The organism is Staphylococcus simulans, assembly GCF_025561465.1.
GTDB lineage: Bacteria > Bacillota > Bacilli > Staphylococcales > Staphylococcaceae > Staphylococcus > Staphylococcus simulans.
In genome coordinates this window covers 1,566,299-1,586,407 of sequence record NZ_CP095100.1, presented here as the reverse complement: position 1 = coordinate 1,586,407, position 20,109 = coordinate 1,566,299, and the positions used below count along the sequence as shown (strand labels likewise).

The following is a 20,109-nucleotide window of genomic DNA, read 5'->3' as shown; positions in this document are numbered from 1 at the left end:
CGGTTCCAAATAGAAAGGAGTGATAGGATGGAATGGACACGCGAAGCAAGGTATCGAGGGTTATCTTCAATTACAAATGAAGAATTTGAAAGTATGACAGACAAAGTGCATCAATCGCCTTGGCGACAACACTTTCATGTTCAACCTGTTTCAGGATTGTTAAATGATCCGAACGGCTTCATTTACTTTAAAGGTCAATACCATTTATTTTATCAATGGTATCCGTTAGGTCCTGTTCATGGTTTGAAATATTGGTATCACGTTGTTTCTGATGATTTGATTCATTTTGAAAATAAAGGGCCAGTCGTCTATCCTGATACCACATATGATTCGCATGGTGCTTATAGTGGATCTAGTATACAAATTGAAGACCAGTTGTATTTATTCTATACAGGTAATCATAGGACAAAAGATTGGGAACGTGTACCTTATCAAATGGTAGCGACATTAAATGACGCGTTTCAAGTGAAGGACAAACAGCCACTCATTGAAGGTTCACCGCAAGGTTATACCGACCATTTTAGAGATCCGAAAGTTTGGCAGGAAAATGGAAATTATTATTTCGTGATTGGTGCACAAACTACAGCACAAACAGGGCGTGTTTTAATCTATCAAGGTGATACATCATTCAAGTTTCATTTACTCGGAGAAATTCAAACAGGTTTATCAGATTTCGGATATATGTGGGAATGCCCAGATTTATTTAAATTAGGAAATAAAGATGTGTTAATTTTTTGTCCACAAGGGTTAGAAGCAGATGGGATGAACTATCGTAATATCTATCAATCTGGTTATATCATAGGAGATTTTGATTTAAAGACTTTAGAAATGAAACATGATGGATTTGTTGAATTAGATCACGGTTTTGATTTTTATGCACCGCAAACAACTATTTCTAAAGAAGGCGAACGTGTCTTAATCGGATGGATGGGTTTACCAGACATTAACTATCCAACAGATGTTTATAACTGGGCACATTGTCTGACTTTACCGAGGGTATTGAAAGTTAAAGAGAATACATTAATACAAACGGTACATCCAGATGTAGAAAAGTTGAGAGTTCGCAGTAATGAAACAACAATGGATATCACTAATGACAACACTGTATTAGATTTGATTCAACCAGACCGTTCAGAAATCAACATTTCAATCGTTGAAAATGAAGCGGATGTATTAAGCATAGTTTTTTCTAATCAAGTCGAAGAAGCGGTTAAAATAACGTATGATAAAAATACAGGAGTTTTTGAACTAGATCGCAGCCAGAGTGGTGAATTACCAAACAATCAAGATAATCAAAAGAGAAGTGTAAAGTTATTTGATGCTTTAAAATCATTGAGAATTTTTATAGATACATCAAGTATAGAAATCTTCATTAATGAAGGTACACATGTGATGACGTCTAGACTGTTTCCTGTTGAACCATATCAATATTGTCAACTATCGTCAGAGTCAGGAACGGTCAAAATGGAAACGAAACAATATGAATTGAAAAGAGGGTAATCATGAATAAATTATATGCAGTTGGAGAAGCATTAATCGATTTTATCCCTAGTGAACGTGATGCGAAATTAAAAGAAGTGACACAGTTTTCACCGCAAGTCGGCGGTGCACCTACAAACGTCGCAAGTTGTGTCGCAAAATTAGGCGGCGATGCGGCAGTAGTTACACAAGTCGGTGATGATGCATTCGGCGAGAAAATAGAAGATAAACTCAAGGATGTTGGTGTCGATACGCAGTATTTGAAACAAACATCCACAGCGAATACAGCACTTGCATTTGTCAGCTTAACCGCAGCGGGAGAACGAGACTTTGCGTTTTATCGTAAACCTTCAGCAGATATGTTGTTGGAAGCGGATCAGTTAACAGATTTATCCTTTGATGAGACAGATATTCTGCATTTTTGTTCGGTTGATTTAGTAGATTGTCCAATGAAAGCAACACACCGCATGTTGATCGATCAAATGTTAGAAGCAAAAGGGACTGTTGTTTTTGATCCGAACTTACGCTTCCCGCTTTGGGATGATTTAGATGCATTACACCATACTGTATTAGAATTTATTCCTAAAGCACATATTGTCAAAATTTCAGATGAAGAATTAGAATTTATTACGCGTATTAAAGATAAACAAGCAGCAATCGATTCGCTTTTTAAAGGCAATGTAGAAGCTGTTATTTATACAGAAGGCAAAGCAGGTGCTGCGCTTTATACAAAAGAAGGCTTAATTGCAAAAGAAACTGGTTTTAACGTGGAAGTTTTAGATACAACTGGTGCGGGTGATGCCTTTATCGGTGCCATCAACTATCAGTTATTAACACATGGTAAGCACAAGCTTTTTGAAGAAAGGCATCAATTTTTAAAATTTGCGAATGCGGTCGGCGCATTAACAACTACTGCATATGGTGCGATAGAAAGTCTGCCGACAAAAACACAAACGACAACGTTTATGAGAGGTGAAAAGTAATGAGTGATAAGAAAATAGCAGAAGCGGTCATTCAAGCAGTGGGTGGAGAGGAAAATATTGAATCTCTTGCCCATTGTGCGACGCGTTTAAGAATCATGGTCAAAGATAATGAAAAAGTATATCAAGCAGAAGTAGAAGAAATTGAAAAAGTAAAAGGTGCCTTTTATAATTCGGGACAATTTCAAATTATTTTTGGAACCGGTACCGTCAACAAGATTTATAATGAAATTACACAATTAGGTGTAGAGGGCAGTTCGAAATCAGAGGTTAAAGAAGCGGGTGCCAAACAAGGCAATGCATTTCAACGAGCGATTCGTGTGTTCGGTGATGTTTTCGTACCGATTATTCCAGTCTTAGTTGCGACAGGTCTGTTTATGGGACTACGCGGTGTCGTAATGAACGACCAAATTTTAAGCTGGATGGGCATGACAGCTAAAGATATCCCACAAAACTTTATTTTGTTCACACAAGTGCTGACGGATACTGCCTTTGCGTTTCTGCCTGCATTAGTTGCTTGGAGTGCCTTTAAAGTCTTTGGTGGCAGTCCTGTTTTAGGTATCGTATTAGGATTGATGCTCGTAAACCCAGCATTGCCTAATGCGTATGAAGTAGGTGATGGTTCAGCAGAAGCTATTAAATTCTTTGGATTTATACCGATTGTCGGTTACCAAGGTTCAGTATTGCCTGCATTCTTCGTTGGTTTAATTGGTGCTAAGTTTGAAAAAGCATTGAGAAAACGTATTCCAGATGCGATTGATTTAATTGTGACACCATTCTTAGTCTTACTTGTGATGATTACTTTAGGATTATTTGTGATTGGTCCTGTATTCCATTCAATTGAAACAATTATATTGTCAGGAACAGAATGGGTACTTGCTTTACCATTCGGTATCGCTGGACTTTTAATTGGGTTCTTCCAACAAATTATCGTGGTTACAGGTGTACATCACATCTTTAACTTCATGGAAATTCAGTTGTTAGAAAAATTCCATTATAATGAATTCAACCCGATTATTTCAGCAGCTATGACAGCTCAAGCCGCAGCAGCTGTTGCGGTAGGACTTAAAACGAAAAAGGCTAAATTAAAAGCGTTAGCGTTACCTTCAGCATTTTCAGCATTACTTGGTATTACAGAACCTGCGATTTTCGGTGTAAACTTACGTTACTTTAAACCTTTTGTTTGTGGTTTGATTGGTGGAGCAGTAGGTGGGTTCTTCGCAGCACTTTTCCACTTAAAAGCATCAGGTATGGCGATTACTGTATTGCCAGGTATCTTATTATTCTTAAAAGATATTGGCCAATTGCCACTTTATTTATTAGTGTTAGTAATTTCATTTGCGACAGCTTTTGTATTAACTTGGTTCTTTGGATATAGTGATAAATTAGCTGAGGAGATCAAGGAAGCTAAATAATGGATAAACTGTTAATCACAAATTGTGGTTAACAGTTTTTTTAATAGAAAATGTTCGCAATTTTTGTGAAGCATCATGGCAAAAGAAAAGTTTAAAAGTTATAATCATTTCGAGTATTGAAGAAGATCAAAGGAGTGCAAAGATGCGAAAATTAGTCATTATTATCCATCCAGATATGGAAAACTCAGTAGTTAATCGTATGTGGAAAAATGCTTTGATAAACGAACAAATTGATGTGGTCGATTTATATGAATTGTACCCTGACAGAAACATTGATGTTGCACGCGAACAAGAAAGATTAATGAGTTACGATACAATAGTATTCCAATTTCCATTATATTGGTATAGTAGTCCGCCATTATTGAAACAATATCAAGATGAAGTATTTTTATTTAATTTTGCATATGGTCCAGAAGGAACGAAACTTCGTGATAAAAAATTTGCGATTGCGACGACAGTTGGCAGTTTAGAAGAAGATTATTCAGAAGAAGGTTCGAATCGATTCACGTTAGACACATTACTTTCACCATTCGTTGCGACTTTTAATTATATCGGTGCCCAATATAAAGGACACTTTGAACAATATGGTACAGTGAATCATGCGACGAAAAACGAATTGATTGAAGGCAGCAAGCACTATATAGAATTTGTGAAAAAGTTGTAAATAAAAAAGCTGAGATCGTTTTTTGATCTCAGCTTTCGTTTAATTAGAATAAATACTCTCCAAACTCTAAAGGTTCAATGTATTTGCCGTCTTTATCAAACACACGCATGTTACCGCCAGAGATTTCATCAATAAGTAAAACTTCACCAGTTTTTTCATCGCGACCAAATTCTAATTTAATGTCGTAAAGTTCTAAACCTTTTTGTGCAAGTTCTTCTTTAATGATGTCTGAAATTTTTACTGTTAATTTAGCAATTTCGTCGTATTCACCTGGTTTTAAGATGTTTAACGCTTCAAGACCTGCTTTGTTGATGAGTGGATCTTGTCTTTCATCATCTTTTAAAGTCATTTCTACATATGCGTTAAGTGGTGCGCCTTCTTCGATATAGTCACCGTATCTGCGGATAAATGAACCCACTGCGCGGTATCTGCAAATAACTTCTAATCCATGACCGAATACTGATACTTTTTTAACACGCATTTGACGATCTTCAATGTTTGCGTCGATATAATGTGTTGGAATGCCAGCAGCGTTGATTTTTTCGAAGAAATAACTTGTCATTTTAAGACCAGCTTTACCTGAACCCTCAACAGTTAAGCCAACTTGGTTTTCACCTGGATCAAATTTGCCATCTTTTCCTGTCATATCATCTTTGAAGAAAAGAACAATTTCACCATCTTTGTCTTGATAGACATCTTTTGTTTTACCTTTGTAAATTAAATCCATTTCATCTCACTCCTCAAGTATTACTCATGTTTAGTATAAGTGAATTTCTCTTTTATATAAATACAAAAGTATGAAAATATGATGGCATTGCTGCATTTTAAACTAAAAAGCAAGGTGCATGCAAGGCTAAAGCTGCTTTAAGATGCAAATTGTTTATGCACAGTATAAGAAATAACAGAATGGAGATAAACAGACCAAAATAATTAAAACACCCCATAATGTCTATGAATTTTGGACATTATGGGGTGTTAGTAGTTTACTAATCTAATTTGAATCTAAATAATTTGTCACGAACAAAAATTAAGAAGAGATGATATGCCTATGAACAGATACGATTGCCTACAGCTCTCTAAATAGACCTACAACTTTACCTAAAACAGATACATGTTCTAAATAAATAGGTTCCATTGTACTGTTTTCAGGTTGTAATCTATAACGATGTTTTTCTTTGTAGAAGCGTTTTACAGTTGCTTCATCATCTTCTGTCATAGCTACAATAATATCACCGTTTTCTGCGATAGTCTGACTTCTGACGATGACTTTATCTCCATCTAAAATACCAGCTTCAATCATACTGTCTCCAACAACATTTAAAATGAAAATGTCGCTGTTATGTGTTGATGTAAAGTGTTCTGGTAATGGGAAGTATTCTTCTACATTTTCTACTGCTGTGATTGGGACACCGGCTGTGACTTTACCAATAACTGGTACATGGATAGTACCTTCGATCTCAGCAGCATCTTCAATTTGGTCGCTGACAATTTCAATTGCGCGTGGTTTTGTAGGGTCACGACGAATATACCCTTTGCTTTCTAATCGTGATAGATGCCCGTGTACAGTAGAGCTTGAAGCAAGTCCGACTGCTTCACCGATTTCTCTGACACTTGGCGGATAACCTTTTGTATGAACGACTTGTTTTATATATTCATAAATTTCGCTTTGACGCTTCGTAAGTTCAGTCATTTATATGCACATCCTCTTCTAGTTTGTTCTTATTATATCACGTTAATATAGCCTTTACAAACATTTGTTCGTAAAAGTGTTGACACCGAACAATCGTTCTGATATTGTTTAAATACAAACAAATGTTCTAGGGGTGTTCGAATAATGATTAGGAAATATCAAACTAGTTTTTTACTATATACAGCAGTATTGTTAATGTCTTTTATGTTAGTTTCAGCGTTTTTAATCGGTGCAGAGCAGTCAAGTAATGAGGAACAAGTGTACGAAATGACAGATCATACACTTCCAACTAAGGTAGAACAAAAAGCCGAACATGAGCAACAATATATAGAACAGGGCGAACAAAATAACAGACCTATCGTCGCAACTGTTCACTGATTTAAAAATAAAGTGTATTGATTATACTGCTAACACGATGTGTTCTATGGTGTAAGGTTGCTGTAAGTGGGAATAAGTTTAGTAGAACATATTGATTTTATTTTGAGCGATTGTTTGCTAAGATAAATAATCATCAGACTAATGGAGGTCGATAGCATGGCAGATCAACATAAAGAAACAATTAACCGTATTAATGAACTTTCTAAGAAGAAAAAAGAAGAAGGCTTAACAAAAGAAGAAGCGAAAGAAAGAGCAGAGTTACATCAAAAATATCTTGAAACATTCCGCGAAGGTTTCAAACAACAAATTGAAAATACAAAAGTATTAGATCCTGAGGGAAATGATGTAACACCAGAAAAATTAAAACAAGTACAACGTGAGCAAAATAAAAGACAATAAAACTCAATATACTACAATAAATGTAGAGCTTTTAGAACAGAATAATTGATGTTCTAAAGGCTCTTTTTTCATGAAAATGTATATTTTGATTGTTTTAATCACTTTTATTATATTTGATAGCGATTTCATGAGGACAATAAATGTTAAACTTAACTGATTTAATGTATAATGGCATAAAATCATGCTGTATAGAAAGGAAGTTTTATTGATGTTCGATAAAAGAGATGAGCTTGCAATCAATACAATCAGAGCATTGAGTATTGATGCAATTGAAAAAGCAAATTCTGGTCACCCAGGATTACCGATGGGTGCTGCACCAATGGCATACACATTATGGACAAGACATTTGAACTTTAACCCTAATTCAAATGAATACTTTAACAGAGATAGATTCATCTTATCTGCAGGGCACGGTTCTGCATTACTTTACAGCCTATTACATGTATCAGGCAGCTTAGAATTAGAAGAATTGAAACAATTTAGACAATGGGATTCTAAAACACCAGGACATCCTGAGTTCAGACACACACAAGGTGTCGAAGTAACTACAGGTCCACTTGGACAAGGTTTCGCAATGTCAGTAGGTATGGCAATGGCAGAAAACCACTTAGCAGGTAAATTCAACAAACCAGATGCTGAAGTCGTAAATCATTACACTTATGTTTTAGCTTCTGATGGTGACTTGATGGAAGGTATTTCTCATGAAGCAGCTTCATTAGCAGGTCACTTACAATTAGACAAATTAATCGTGTTATACGATTCAAATGATATTTCACTTGATGGTGATCTTGATAAAGCATTCTCTGAAGACATCAAAAAACGCTTTGAATCATATGGTTGGAACCACATCTTAGTTAAAGATGGTAATGATTTAGAAGAAATTAATAGTGCCATTGAAAAAGCTAAAGAACAAAATGGTCCAACTATGATTGAAGTTAAAACAGTTATTGGTTACGGTTCACCAAATAAATCAGGTACACATGGTGTACATGGTGCTCCACTTGGTGATGATGAACGTACATTAACATTAGAAAACTATAAATTGGATCCAGAAAAACGTTTCTACGTTCCGGATGAAGTTTATGATGTCTTCAATGAAACTATGTTGACACGTGCAACTGAAAACGAAGAAGCATGGAAAGCTTTAGTTGAAAAATACGCAGAATCTTATCCAGAATTAGCACAAGAATTCAAAGATGCGATTGCTGGTAAATTACCTGAAAACTATGAAGCAGAATTACCAGAATTCGAAGTCGGTTCAGAAAGTGCTACACGTGCAGACTCAGGTGAAGTCATTCAAGCACTAAGCAAATCTGTACCTTCATTCTTCGGTGGTTCAGCAGACTTAGCTGGTTCAAACAAATCAAATGTTAAAGATGCACCAGACTATGATCGCAATACACCTGAAGGTAAAAATATTTGGTTCGGTGTTAGAGAATTTGCGATGGCAGCAGCTGTAAACGGTATGGCAGCACACGGTGGAGTAAATCCTTACGGTGCGACATTCTTCGTGTTCAGTGACTATCTAAAACCAGCATTAAGACTTTCAGCAATTATGGGTCTTAACTCAACATTTATCTTTACACATGACTCAATCGCTGTTGGTGAAGATGGTCCAACTCACGAACCGATTGAACAATTAGCAGGTTTACGTGCAATTCCTAATATGAATGTGATTCGTCCAGCAGATGGTAACGAAACACGCGTAGCTTGGGAAGTTGCATTAGAGAGTGAACAAACACCAACTTCATTAGTATTAACACGTCAAAACCTTCCTGTATTAGATGTTTCTAAAGAAACAGTAGAAGAAGGTGTACGTAAAGGTGCTTATGTAGTATATGAATCTGAAGAAAATCCAGAATATCTTGTATTAGCTTCTGGTTCAGAAGTAAGCTTAGCAGTAGAAGCAGCAAAAACTTTTGCGGATAACGGTAACTCAGTACGTGTTGTTTCTATGCCGAACTGGCATGCATTTGAACAACAACCAAAATCTTACCAAGATGAAGTTATCCCACCAACAATTAAAAAACGTTTAGCGATTGAAATGGCTTCTTCATTAGGTTGGCATAAATATGTCGGCTTAGAAGGCGAAGTACTTGGTATCGATCGTTTCGGCGCAAGTGCACCAGGCGGATTAGTTGTTGAAAAATATGGCTTCACTAAAGAAAATGTTTTAAAACTTTTGAATAACCTATAAGTTTTGAATTAAGATAAAGATAAGAGCTATTCTACAATTGAAACACCCAAAATAGCGGTTAGCGTTTCAATGAGCTAGGAATAGCTCTTATTCTTATGTTTTAGTATCGATTCAACTTGAAAAGATGAAATTATTTTAGTAAAATGCTAAAGGATAAAGAAAGTGGGTGAGACAATGGCAACTTGGATAGCAATTTTATTAATCATTGCTGCACTTATCATCGGTTTAGTTGGTGGATTCTTCCTAGCAAGAAAATATATGATGGATTATCTTAAAAAGAATCCTCCTATCAACGAAGAGATGTTACGTATGATGATGATGCAAATGGGCCAAAAACCATCTCAAAAGAAAATCAATCAAATGATGACGATGATGAACAAAAACATGGATCAAAAAATGAAATAATCAGTATCTATAAAAAGAAAGTTGTGTGCAGCGGCATATAGCTTTCTTTTTATTTGTATTTATACTTTTTCAATCGTTTTGATATGGAAATATAGACACAAAATGATATACTATGAAATGATTTCGCAGGATAGACTTAATGTAGAAAAGAAGGTGTCACGGTGTTATATCTTATATTCTCAGTCGGTGTCGCATTTTTAATGAGTATCGGCGTTATTATATTACGAATGAAAGCACAACAATATCCAGTCAATGAGAAGAAACTCATATTGCCGCCGATTTTTATGTCTACGGGTGCGCTGATGTATGTTATTCCTTATTTTAGAATTACAGGACTTGAAGCACTTGAAGCAATGGCAGTTGGGTTGATGTTCTCAATTGTATTGATTTGGACATCTCGTTTCGAGATAAAGGGCAAAGAGATTTATATGAAACGTTCGAAAGCCTTTCCAATCATTTTGATTTCCTTGCTAGTGATTCGTACTGTTATGAAACTTGTCATCAGCAGTCAAATTGATCCAGGTCAACTCGGCGGTATGTTTTTCTTATTGGCATTTTCAATGATTTTACCATGGCGAATTGCGATGCTGATGAAATATAAAAAATTAAGAAAACAAATAGCTGATTGATGGATAATAGTAAATAAAACAATAAATATAATTTAAACGATGTTTTGCAATGATTGGTAAAGCATCGTTTATTTTTATTTTGGGTAAGAAATAAGCATAAAGAGAGGTGACTCGGAGTGAAACTCAAACATGTTATAGGTATTATTTCAGCGATTATTGCTGGGATGGTGTATACCTTTGCGAAATTTCAAAAGCTATATAAGTAGTCAATGATGAACGTCTATTCTCTATAAAGGGATGGACGTTTTGTACTATAATCAATAAAAGAGGTGATTAGATGAAAATCATACATACTGCCGATTGGCATCTAGGTAAAATTTTAAATGGGCAATCTTTTTTAGAGGACCAACGTTACATTTTAAACCAATTTATTGATGCGATGAAAGAAGAACAACCAGACGTCATTGTCATTGCAGGTGACTTGTATGACACGAGCTATCCAAATAAAGAAACAGTTAAATTATTAGAAGAAACAACAAGAACTTTAAACTTAACATTAAATATTCCACTTATCATTATTAGCGGTAACCATGATGGCAGAACACGATTGAATTATGGAGCTAGCTGGTTTGAGCATACGCATTTATATATTCGCACCAATTTAGACCGCATTGCAGAACCGATTACGATTAATGGTGTGAATTTTTATATGTTGCCATACGCAACTTTAGGAGAAATTCAGCATTTCTATCCAGAAGAAAAATTGAAGTCCTACGATCAAGCAATTCAATGTTGTTTAAAACATATGACAGCACAATTAGACTCTAATCAAACTAATATATTAGTCGGTCATCTGACTGTTTCAGGCGGCATAAAGTCAGATTCAGAACGTGAGTTATCTATTGGAACAGTTGAAGAAATATCGGAAAATGTTATGAAGCAATTTGATAGCGTACTCTTAGGCCATTTACATCATCCATTCAGTATTCAATCAGATTTTGTTCATTACAGTGGCTCACTCTTACAGTACTCATTTTCAGAAACGAAACAAGCAAAAGGTTATCGTAAATTAACTGTAGATGAAGAAGGATACATTGAATCTATTTTCATTCCACTCAAACCATTGAGAGAATTAGAAGTCGTTGATGCCACTTATGAAGAAGCAATTCAAGAAAATGCACAAGTTAAAAATAAAGAAAACTACATCCATTTCAATTTAACTCAACTTTCACATGTTAATGATCCGATGATGAATTTAAAACAAATCTATCCTAACGTATTAGCACTATCTAATCAGAGTCGAACGTTTGAAGTACATGAAACACAAAATGCGATTAAACAAATGACAGATAAAGAAATTATTGAGGATTTCTATGAAAGCATGACACAAAAATCATTAAGCAAAGTACAAGAACAAAAAATTAATGACTTGTTAAATCGCATGAATCGAGGTGAAGAAGCATGAGACCATTGACATTACATTTAGAAAACTTCGGGCCTTTCTTAGACGAAACAATAGATTTTTCTAAACTAGAGGATAACGAACTGTTTTTAATCAGCGGTAAAACAGGTTCAGGAAAGTCAATGTTATTTGATGCGATTGTCTATGCTTTATTTGATGAAGCTTCTTTAGAAAGCAGAAAAGGCAAAGAGCTTAGAAGCCATTTCGCAGATGGTAAATCACCAATGGTTGTCACATTTGAATTTCGATTGAAAAATCGTTTATTTAAAGTCGTCCGACAAGCACCCTTTGTGAAAGAAGGAAATAAAAACGAGACAAAAGGCGAAGCACTAATTTACGAGTGGAAAAATGACGGCTATGAACTTATAGAAAGTCGAATCAGACAAGGAAAAGAGTATCTGATCAGATTATTAGGCGTTAATGCCAGTCAGTTCAGACAGTTATTTATTTTACCGCAAGGTGAATTTAAAAAGTTTTTATTCTCTAAAAGTTCTGAGAAACAAACAATTTTACGTACATTATTCAACACAGTACGTTTTGACCACCTAAAAAAGCAACTAGAAGAAGAGATTAAAGATGAAAAACATCAAATTGAATTACGTTATCAAACAATTGCGCAACATTGGCAAAATGTAGATACTTTTGAAGATGAACATTTAGAAAATTTGAAAACAACACCAAGTATTCAAACAGATAAATTGATGTTGTATATCCCAGAATTTGAAACAACAGCTGAAACATTATTAAAACGACTGACAAAACAAAAAGAAAAAGAACAAAATGAATTTGAAAAAGCAGATGCTACGTATCGTAAAGCACTTGAACTGAATCAAAATATCAAAGCATTACAACAAGAACAAGAAAAGTATCAAAACTTAACAAATGAAGTACAACATATTGAATTGTTAGAAACACTTTTAAAACAAATGAGAGAAGTGCGTCCTTTACATCAAATTTTGACGACACTTGAACAATCGCGTGAAGATTACACACAAACGCAAGAAAGATCCGAAAATTTAACTAAACAGTTAAAACAAATTGAAACGCAATTAGAAGAAAGTAAACAACAGTTAAAACAATTACAAGAAAATCAATCACAAATCGAACAAGCACAACATTTTATAAGTGAAACTCAATATTTTTATAAAAATGCATCTCAATATCAAAGTGCTTATAAATTAATCGATGAGCTGACAGTTGAAGTGAAACAACTAGAAGATGCATTAAATGAACAACAAGCACATTTAAAACAACTTGATTCAAGTCATGAAACAGTTCAACCGGATTACGAAAAAGTAAATCAACTAACACAGAAACTGTTTGAAATTGACAATGAAATTAAAGCAGCTGAACAATATCAAACTGCCTTTACGACATATCAAAAGCAAATACAAAATATTGAACGGCTAAAAACAAAGCAAGAAGAAAATCAAACGGCCTTAAATGAACTAGAAGAAAAAATCAAAGCATTCAATACACATCAGTTAGAATTAGACAATCAAGAAACAATGATTCGAAAATTACAATCTATGTTAGAACCTGGTGATCAATGTCCAATTTGTGGTCATGAAATTACATCACTGTCAGATCATGTAGATTACGAACAATTAAGAGCTTATCGACATGAGCTTGAAAACTTACAAAAACAAAGAGATGAATTAAAAGCTAAAGCAGCCGAATTCAATACAGAAATAAAAATCGAGCAACAAGCAGTCAATACGTTTGAAGAAACACATGGCACTGAAAAAATCAAAGTGGATATAGAAGCATTAAGGGAGCAATATAAAGATACAGAAACCATAAAACAACAACAACAAAAAGCTAATGCTGAACTTGAAGAGAAAATAAAGCAAAAACAACAAACTAAAGAAGCAATTCAGTCATTACAGTTAAAAGTAGCCAATCAACAAGCAGAATTGACGAACCAGCAAAAACTGATTAAAGCGTTTGAATCAAATACTGAATATAAAGATGTAGTGGCATTTAAAAATGATTATGAAACTAAAGAAAAAGAAGTCCGTCAATATGAAACACAACAGACAAAGTTAACTGAAAAAATAAGAGAGCTTGAACAAAACTTTGCATTAAAACAAAACTCGCTTCAAAGTGTTAATGAGCGTCTATCAGAACTCTCAGAACAAATCAAAAATCAAGAAACACAGTCTAATAAAGAAATGGAAACGCTAGGTATTCAATCACCAGATGAAGTGAAAAATGTTCTGGAAAAAATGAGTGAGAAAGCATCTATTGAACAAGAAATTAAAGATTTCCGTGATGCTCAAGTTAAACTAGCCAGCCAAATTGAGAATTTAAAACAATTGATACAAGGACAACCTGAACCAGATTTAGAAAGTTTGGAAGCGCAACTTCAAGAGGCGAAAGAGAAGTTAGATGTGCAAACGCGACAAGTGAATGAACATGAATTCAAAATCCAATCTAATCAAAAAGAATTTAAGGCGTTAAAAGAGAATATAACAACGTTACAGCAAGAATTAGCTGATCAAGAAGAGATTTTCAGACTTTCAGAAATTTTATCTGGAAAAAATATTCAAAAATTAACATTAGAAAACTTCGTGTTGAGATATTACTTAAACTTGATTATTGATAATGCGAATAAACGTTTCTTCCAGATGACAAATCAAAGGTATAAATTGGTGAGAAGTGAAGCGGTGTCAGTAGGTTACAGTGGATTAGATATAGAAGTCTTTGACTGGTATTCTAATAAATCACGACCGATTAGTACATTGTCAGGCGGAGAATCTTTCCAAGCTGCATTAGCCTTAGCGTTAGGCTTAAGTGAAGTGGTACAACAAGAATCTGGCGGTATTACGTTAGAAGCTATCTTTATCGATGAAGGATTTGGAACGCTAGACCAAGAAACGTTAGAAACAGCATTGGATACATTGATTAATATTAAAACATCAGGTCGAATGGTGGGGATTATTTCTCATGTCAGCGAGTTAAAACAACGCATTCCAAGTATTTTACAGATTCATTCAAATGGTTATCAAAGCCATGCAGAATTTAGATTTCAATAAAAAAAGCAATGCCACAGTTATTAAAATTGCGGCATTGCTTTTTATTTTGTGCTAAATCTTATTGATCAGATGGGTTATTCTGTTTTTGAAGTAAGTCTCTGATTTCAGTTAATAAGATTGTATTTTCTTCTGGTTCTTCTTCAACTTCTTCTTTCTTCATCATAGTGTTAGCTACTTTGACGAATAAGAATAATGCAAAAGCGACGATTAAGAAATCAATAATCGATTGAATAAATAAACCATATTTAATACCGAACATTGACCAGTTTTTCGCAAAATCTACTGTTCCGAAAATCAAACCGATTAACGGCATAATAATATAAGTGACAAGTGATGTAACAATCTTATTGAATGCAGCTCCCATTACTACTGCGACAGCTAAATCTAATACATTTCCTTTAAACGCAAACTCTTTAAATTCTTTAAACACGAGTATGTCCTCCTAAATTTACTAAAGTTAATTATACATTAATGTTTTAAGTAATAAAATACATTTTTTTAGATGTTGGATTTTTTACTAATAGTAAGCGTTTGCTTAAAAAAAGTTAAAAATTCTTAGTTTTTTATCTGGTAAGAGGGTATGTTAAAGTAATGTATAATTTCAATGTAAGAAATCAAGTTGTTTATTGCTCAATGTATTTTTAATAAAATTGATTTTTATACGATTGTATAATCAATTTTCCTAAATTTGCCTATACAACTTGATTTTGTTATGATTATACTTGGTTTTTCACTAAAATGATATTTTGTTATAAAATATCAAAAGCATATCATTGACAACAAAATAAATCAGAAAGGGAGTAATTGATTATGGATTCTTCTCAAAGAGGTAAGAAGCTCTCACCAGTCTTTATTTACGCTTCAATTATTGTACTTATTGTAGTACTCGCTGGTGCAATCTTCCCATCACAGTTTGATCATGTAACGAATACAATCAAACTATGGATTACCGATAAATTGGGTTGGTATTACTTAATCTTAACTACAATCCTAGTATTCTTCTGTGTTTTCCTTATCTTCAGTCCAATTGGAAAACTGAAACTAGGTAAGCCTAATGACAAACCTGAATTCAATACGATTTCATGGTTTGCGATGTTATTCAGTGCCGGTATGGGTATCGGTTTAGTATTCTATGGTGCAGCAGAACCAATGGGACATTTTGCGGCGCCGCCAAATGCGAAACCTGAAACAGCTCAAGCCTATACTGAAGCGTTACGTTCTACGTTCTTCCACTGGGGCTTCCATGCATGGGCAACTTATGGTGTAGTAGCATTAGCACTTGCTTATGCACAGTTCAGAAAAGGAGAACCAGGTTTATTATCTAAGACTTTACGTCCTATTTTAGGAGATAAAGTAGATGGACCTGTGGGTACTATCATTGACGTATTAGCAGTCTTCGCGACTGTTGTTGGTGTAGCAGTATCATTAGGTATGGGTGCACTACAAATCAATGGTGGTTTACATTACTTATTCGGCCTTCCAAACAATGTTTGGGTACAAGGTATTATTATCGTTGTTGTGACTATCATGTTCATCGCATCAGCATGGTCTGGTATCAGTAAAGGGATCCAATACTTAAGTAACTTAAACATCGGTTTAGGTACAATTTTAATGATTGTTGCATTAATTATTGGTCCAACTGTTCTAATCTTAGACATGTTGACAAGCTCAACAGGTAGCTTGTTGAACACATTCTTAGCCAACAGCTTTGATACAGCAGCATTAAACCCACAAAAACGTGAATGGATGTCAGGTTGGACACTATACTATTGGGGCTGGTGGTTAAGCTGGAGTCCATTCGTAGGTGTGTTCATTGCGCGTGTATCTAAAGGACGTTCAATTCGCGAATTCGTTTCAGGCGTGCTATTAGTACCAGCATTAGTCAGCTTCATTTGGTTCAGTGTGTTTGGTGTACTAGGTATTGAAACTGGTAAAAAACACAAAGAAATCTTTGAAATGTCACCTGAGACACAATTATTCGCAGTATTTAATCACTTGCCTTTAGGCATTATATTATCAATTGTTGCGTTACTATTGATTGCATCATTCTTCGTTACTTCTGCAGACTCAGCTACATTCGTATTAGGTATGCAGACTTCTTATGGTTCATTAGAACCGGCATCATACATTAAAGTAACTTGGGGTGTTGCGCAATCATTAATCGCGTTCATCTTGTTATTCTCAGGTGGAGATACAGGCTTGAACTCACTGCAAAGTGCAGCGATTATCAGTGCCTTGCCATTCTCCATTGTGATCATATTAATGATGATTGCCTTCTACAAAGATGCGAACCGTGAACGTAAGTTCTTAGGCTTAACATTGACACCTAATAAGCATCGTTTAGAAGAATATGTGAAATATTCACAACAAGATTATGAAGAAGATATTCTAGAAAAACGTAAAGTACGTCAACAATCACAAAATCTTGATTCTTAATTGAATTTTAGATGCGTTGTCTTTCAATTATTAAATTGAAAGGCAGCGCATTTTTTATTTTATTTAGGCTAAATAAATGAAAATTATTCTCAATACATAATAGATACTTATTACACGAAGTCGATATGATAAGATATACTTATACATACTGATTATAAAACAAAAACAATGAACATTTGGTTTTTAATGAATATCAGTTGTATTCGCTATCATATCAATATACAATCTAAGTAAAGGCATAATATTAATCAGGGGGGATTTAGATGTCTTCTAACTTAAAAGAGCAAGCAAAGAAAACGTTTACTTTAAACGACAATACGTATACTTTTTACGATTTGCAGTCATTAGAAGAACAAGGTTTAACTAAAATCAACAAATTGCCATATTCAATTCGAGTACTATTGGAATCGGTATTACGCCAAGAGGATGGCTTCGTAATTACTGATGACCATATTAAAGAATTAGCAAAATTCGGTGATGGCGCTGAAGGTGAAGTACCATTTAAACCATCTCGTGTTATCTTACAAGACTTCACAGGTGTACCAGCAGTTGTTGACTTAGCTTCATTACGTAAAGCAATGGATGATGTAGGCGGCGATATTAATAAAATTAACCCGGAAGTACCTGTAGACTTAGTTATTGACCACTCAGTACAAGTAGACAGCTATGCGAATCCAGATGCATTACGTCAAAACATGAAATTAGAATTCCACCGTAACTTCGAACGTTACCAATTCTTAAACTGGGCAACAAAAGCATTCGATAACTACAATGCTGTACCACCAGCAACAGGTATCGTACACCAAGTTAACTTAGAGTACTTAGCTAACGTTGTACATGCAAGAGATGTAGATGGTGAAACAGTAGCATTCCCAGATACATTAGTCGGTACTGACTCTCATACGACAATGATCAACGGTCTTGGCGTATTAGGTTGGGGTGTCGGCGGTATTGAAGCTGAAGCAGGTATGTTAGGTCAACCTTCATACTTCCCAATCCCAGACGTAATCGGTGTTCGTTTAGAAAACCAATTACCACAAGGTGCAACAGCAACTGACTTAGCTTTACGTGTAACTGAAGAGTTACGTAAAAAAGGCGTAGTTGGTAAATTCGTAGAATTCTATGGTCCTGGTGTTCAACACTTACCATTAGCTGACCGTGCTACAATCGCTAACATGGCACCTGAATACGGTGCAACATGTGGTTTCTTCCCAGTTGATGAAGAATCATTAAAATATTTACGTTTAACAGGCCGTACTGAAGAACAAATTGAATTAGTTGAAGAATACTTGAAACAAAACCATATGTTCTTCGATGTGGAAAAAGAAGATCCTTCTTACACAGATGTTCTTGAATTAGACTTATCTACTGTAGAACCTTCTTTATCAGGTCCTAAACGTCCACAAGACTTAATTAAATTAGGCGACATGAAACAAGAATTCGAAAAAGCAGTGACTGCACCAGCAGGCAACCAAGGTTTCGGATTCGACGAATCTGAATTCGATAAAGAAGCAACAATCGAATTCGCAGATGGCCACACTGCTAAAATGACAACAGGTGATATCGCTATTGCGGCAATCACTTCATGTACAAACACATCTAACCCATATGTAATGTTAGGTGCTGGTTTAGTTGCGAAAAAAGCAGTTGAAAAAGGCATGAAAGTACCTGAGTACGTGAAAACATCACTTGCACCAGGTTCTAAAGTTGTAACTGGCTATTTAGATGATTCAGGCTTACAAGAGTACTTAGATGCATTAGGCTTTAACTTAGTAGGTTATGGTTGTACGACATGTATCGGTAACTCAGGTCCATTATTACCAGAAATTGAAAAAGCAATTTCAGGCGAAGACTTACTTGTAACTTCTGTATTATCTGGTAACCGTAACTTCGAAGGTCGTATCCACCCATTAGTAAAAGGTAACTACTTAGCTTCACCACCATTAGTTGTGGCATATGCTTTAGCAGGTACCGTAGATATCGACTTACAAAATGACCCAATCGGTCAAGACAAAGATGGCAACGATGTATACTTAGATGATATCTGGCCATCAATCAAAGAAGTTGCTGATACTGTTGAAAGCACTGTTACACCTGACTTATTCCGTGAAGAATACTCAGATGTATACACAAATAACGAAATGTGGAATGAAATTGAAACTACGGATCAACCATTATACGACTTTGATCCTAACTCAACTTATATCCAAAACCCTACGTTCTTCCAAGGTTTATCAAAAGAACCAGGAAAAATCGAACCGCTTAAAGATCTACGCGTGATGGGTAAATTCGGTGACTCAGTAACAACTGACCACATTTCACCAGCGGGTGCAATTGGTAAAGATACGCCAGCAGGTCAATACTTGCAAGAAAATGACGTACCAATCAGAGAGTTCAACTCATACGGTTCTCGTCGTGGTAACCACGAAGTAATGGTAAGAGGTACTTTCGCAAACATCCGTATTAAAAACCAATTAGCGCCAGGTACAGAAGGCGGCTTCACAACTTACTGGCCTACAGGCGAAGTAATGCCAATCTATGACGCAGCAATGAAATACAAAGAAGACGGTACTGGATTAGTTGTCTTAGCAGGTAACGACTACGGTATGGGATCTTCTCGTGACTGGGCTGCTAAAGGTACAAACTTACTAGGCGTTAAGACAGTTATTGCACAAAGCTACGAACGTATCCACCGTTCTAACTTAGTAATGATGGGTGTATTACCGCTTCAATTCCAAGACGGCGACTCAGCTGACAGCCTTGGATTAGATGGTACTGAAGAAATTTCAGTAGATATCGATGAATCTGTAAAACCACATGACAAAGTTAAAGTAACTGCTAAAAAAGAAAATGGCGAAACAATCGAATTCGATGTAATCGCTCGTTTCGATTCACAAGTTGAATTAGACTACTACCGTCATGGCGGTATCTTACAACTTGTATTACGTAATAAATTAGCAAATGCGTAAGGCATCAACCTTATTTTGATAGAACTTG

General features: G+C 35.2%; 16 protein-coding genes. 13 read left to right on the top strand and 3 right to left on the bottom strand.

All coding sequences use genetic code 11. The annotated features are described in order from the left end of the window. Positions 1 to 27 precede the first annotated feature (27 nt). The 4 genes from MUA87_RS07415 to MUA87_RS07400 all read left to right on the top strand — a co-directional run bounded on the left by MUA87_RS07415 (position 28) and on the right by MUA87_RS07400 (position 4,538). Positions 28 to 1,500 carry a glycoside hydrolase family 32 protein gene (locus MUA87_RS07415; RefSeq protein WP_262550406.1) on the top strand — a complete coding sequence of 491 codons (1,473 nt, stop codon included), beginning with the start codon at positions 28 to 30 and terminating at the stop codon, positions 1,498 to 1,500. A 2-nt stretch (positions 1,501 to 1,502) separates the two neighbouring features. After that, positions 1,503 to 2,462 carry a carbohydrate kinase family protein gene (locus MUA87_RS07410; RefSeq protein ID WP_262550404.1) on the top strand — a complete coding sequence of 320 codons (960 nt, stop codon included), beginning with the start codon at positions 1,503 to 1,505 and terminating at the stop codon, positions 2,460 to 2,462. Further along, positions 2,462 to 3,874: a sucrose-specific PTS transporter subunit IIBC gene (locus MUA87_RS07405; protein WP_262569067.1), complete on the top strand. Its 1,413-nt coding sequence runs from the start codon at positions 2,462 to 2,464 to the stop codon at positions 3,872 to 3,874. Before MUA87_RS07410 ends, MUA87_RS07405 begins: the two co-directional genes overlap by 1 nt. 142 nt (positions 3,875 to 4,016) lie before the next feature. Continuing rightward, positions 4,017 to 4,538: an NAD(P)H-dependent oxidoreductase gene (locus MUA87_RS07400; RefSeq protein ID WP_262550401.1), complete on the top strand. Its 522-nt coding sequence runs from the start codon at positions 4,017 to 4,019 to the stop codon at positions 4,536 to 4,538. Positions 4,539 to 4,581: 43 nt separating this feature from the next. Here MUA87_RS07400 and MUA87_RS07395 read toward each other — a convergent pair whose 3' ends face one another. Continuing rightward, positions 4,582 to 5,265: a phosphoribosylaminoimidazolesuccinocarboxamide synthase gene (locus MUA87_RS07395; protein ID WP_002480850.1), complete on the bottom strand. Its 684-nt coding sequence runs from the start codon at positions 5,263 to 5,265 to the stop codon at positions 4,582 to 4,584. A gap of 339 nt (positions 5,266 to 5,604) precedes the next feature. Continuing rightward, entirely contained in the window at positions 5,605 to 6,228 is a 624-nt protein-coding gene (gene lexA, locus MUA87_RS07390) for a transcriptional repressor LexA (RefSeq protein ID WP_023015256.1), read from the bottom strand. Positions 6,229 to 6,372: 144 nt separating this feature from the next. On the opposite strand from lexA, the gene sosA reads away from it, so the two are divergent. The 7 genes from sosA (at position 6,373) to sbcC (ending at position 14,676) form a co-directional block, all read left to right on the top strand. Continuing rightward, a complete protein-coding gene (gene sosA / locus MUA87_RS07385; RefSeq protein WP_002480852.1) occupies positions 6,373 to 6,606 on the top strand; it encodes a DNA damage-induced cell division inhibitor SosA in 234 nt (77 codons plus the stop codon). A gap of 156 nt (positions 6,607 to 6,762) precedes the next feature. Continuing rightward, positions 6,763 to 7,005, top strand: coding sequence for a DUF896 domain-containing protein (locus MUA87_RS07380; RefSeq protein WP_002480853.1), 243 nt, complete (start codon positions 6,763 to 6,765; stop codon positions 7,003 to 7,005). A gap of 208 nt (positions 7,006 to 7,213) precedes the next feature. After that, positions 7,214 to 9,202, top strand: coding sequence for a transketolase (gene tkt, locus MUA87_RS07375; RefSeq protein WP_002480854.1), 1,989 nt, complete (start codon positions 7,214 to 7,216; stop codon positions 9,200 to 9,202). A 174-nt stretch (positions 9,203 to 9,376) separates the two neighbouring features. Further along, entirely contained in the window at positions 9,377 to 9,607 is a 231-nt protein-coding gene (locus tag MUA87_RS07370; RefSeq protein WP_023015255.1) for a YneF family protein, read from the top strand. 161 nt (positions 9,608 to 9,768) lie between these two features. Continuing rightward, entirely contained in the window at positions 9,769 to 10,236 is a 468-nt protein-coding gene (locus MUA87_RS07365; RefSeq protein WP_002480856.1) for a CcdC family protein, read from the top strand. A gap of 277 nt (positions 10,237 to 10,513) precedes the next feature. Then, positions 10,514 to 11,641, top strand: a complete 1,128-nt coding sequence (gene sbcD, locus MUA87_RS07360) for an exonuclease subunit SbcD (RefSeq protein WP_262550399.1) — start codon at positions 10,514 to 10,516, stop codon at positions 11,639 to 11,641. Next, entirely contained in the window at positions 11,638 to 14,676 is a 3,039-nt protein-coding gene (gene sbcC / locus MUA87_RS07355) for an exonuclease subunit SbcC (RefSeq protein WP_262550397.1), read from the top strand. The genes sbcD and sbcC overlap by 4 nt, the downstream gene beginning before the upstream one ends. Positions 14,677 to 14,734: 58 nt before the next feature. Here sbcC and mscL read toward each other — a convergent pair whose 3' ends face one another. Then, complete coding sequence (gene mscL, locus MUA87_RS07350) at positions 14,735 to 15,106, bottom strand: large conductance mechanosensitive channel protein MscL (RefSeq protein WP_002480859.1); 372 nt, start codon at positions 15,104 to 15,106, stop codon at positions 14,735 to 14,737. 380 nt (positions 15,107 to 15,486) lie between these two features. Between mscL and MUA87_RS07345 the strand changes: the two genes are divergently transcribed. Further along, on the top strand, positions 15,487 to 17,112 hold the full coding sequence (locus tag MUA87_RS07345; RefSeq protein ID WP_002480860.1) for a BCCT family transporter: 1,626 nt from the start codon (positions 15,487 to 15,489) through the stop codon (positions 17,110 to 17,112). 263 nt (positions 17,113 to 17,375) lie between these two features. Further along, positions 17,376 to 20,081, top strand: coding sequence for an aconitate hydratase AcnA (gene acnA / locus MUA87_RS07340; RefSeq protein WP_002480861.1), 2,706 nt, complete (start codon positions 17,376 to 17,378; stop codon positions 20,079 to 20,081). Positions 20,082 to 20,109 lie beyond the last annotated feature (28 nt).

Coding starts and splice junctions, on each gene's coding strand:
- MUA87_RS07415 (WP_262550406.1), top strand. CDS start 28: ATGGAATGGACACGCGAAGCAAGGTATCGAGGGTTATCTTCAATTACA.
- MUA87_RS07410 (WP_262550404.1), top strand. CDS start 1,503: ATGAATAAATTATATGCAGTTGGAGAAGCATTAATCGATTTTATCCCT.
- MUA87_RS07405 (WP_262569067.1), top strand. CDS start 2,462: ATGAGTGATAAGAAAATAGCAGAAGCGGTCATTCAAGCAGTGGGTGGA.
- MUA87_RS07400 (WP_262550401.1), top strand. CDS start 4,017: ATGCGAAAATTAGTCATTATTATCCATCCAGATATGGAAAACTCAGTA.
- MUA87_RS07395 (WP_002480850.1), bottom strand. CDS start 5,265: ATGGATTTAATTTACAAAGGTAAAACAAAAGATGTCTATCAAGACAAA.
- lexA (WP_023015256.1), bottom strand. CDS start 6,228: ATGACTGAACTTACGAAGCGTCAAAGCGAAATTTATGAATATATAAAA.
- sosA (WP_002480852.1), top strand. CDS start 6,373: ATGATTAGGAAATATCAAACTAGTTTTTTACTATATACAGCAGTATTG.
- MUA87_RS07380 (WP_002480853.1), top strand. CDS start 6,763: ATGGCAGATCAACATAAAGAAACAATTAACCGTATTAATGAACTTTCT.
- tkt (WP_002480854.1), top strand. CDS start 7,214: ATGTTCGATAAAAGAGATGAGCTTGCAATCAATACAATCAGAGCATTG.
- MUA87_RS07370 (WP_023015255.1), top strand. CDS start 9,377: ATGGCAACTTGGATAGCAATTTTATTAATCATTGCTGCACTTATCATC.
- sbcD (WP_262550399.1), top strand. CDS start 10,514: ATGAAAATCATACATACTGCCGATTGGCATCTAGGTAAAATTTTAAAT.
- sbcC (WP_262550397.1), top strand. CDS start 11,638: ATGAGACCATTGACATTACATTTAGAAAACTTCGGGCCTTTCTTAGAC.
- MUA87_RS07345 (WP_002480860.1), top strand. CDS start 15,487: ATGGATTCTTCTCAAAGAGGTAAGAAGCTCTCACCAGTCTTTATTTAC.
- acnA (WP_002480861.1), top strand. CDS start 17,376: ATGTCTTCTAACTTAAAAGAGCAAGCAAAGAAAACGTTTACTTTAAAC.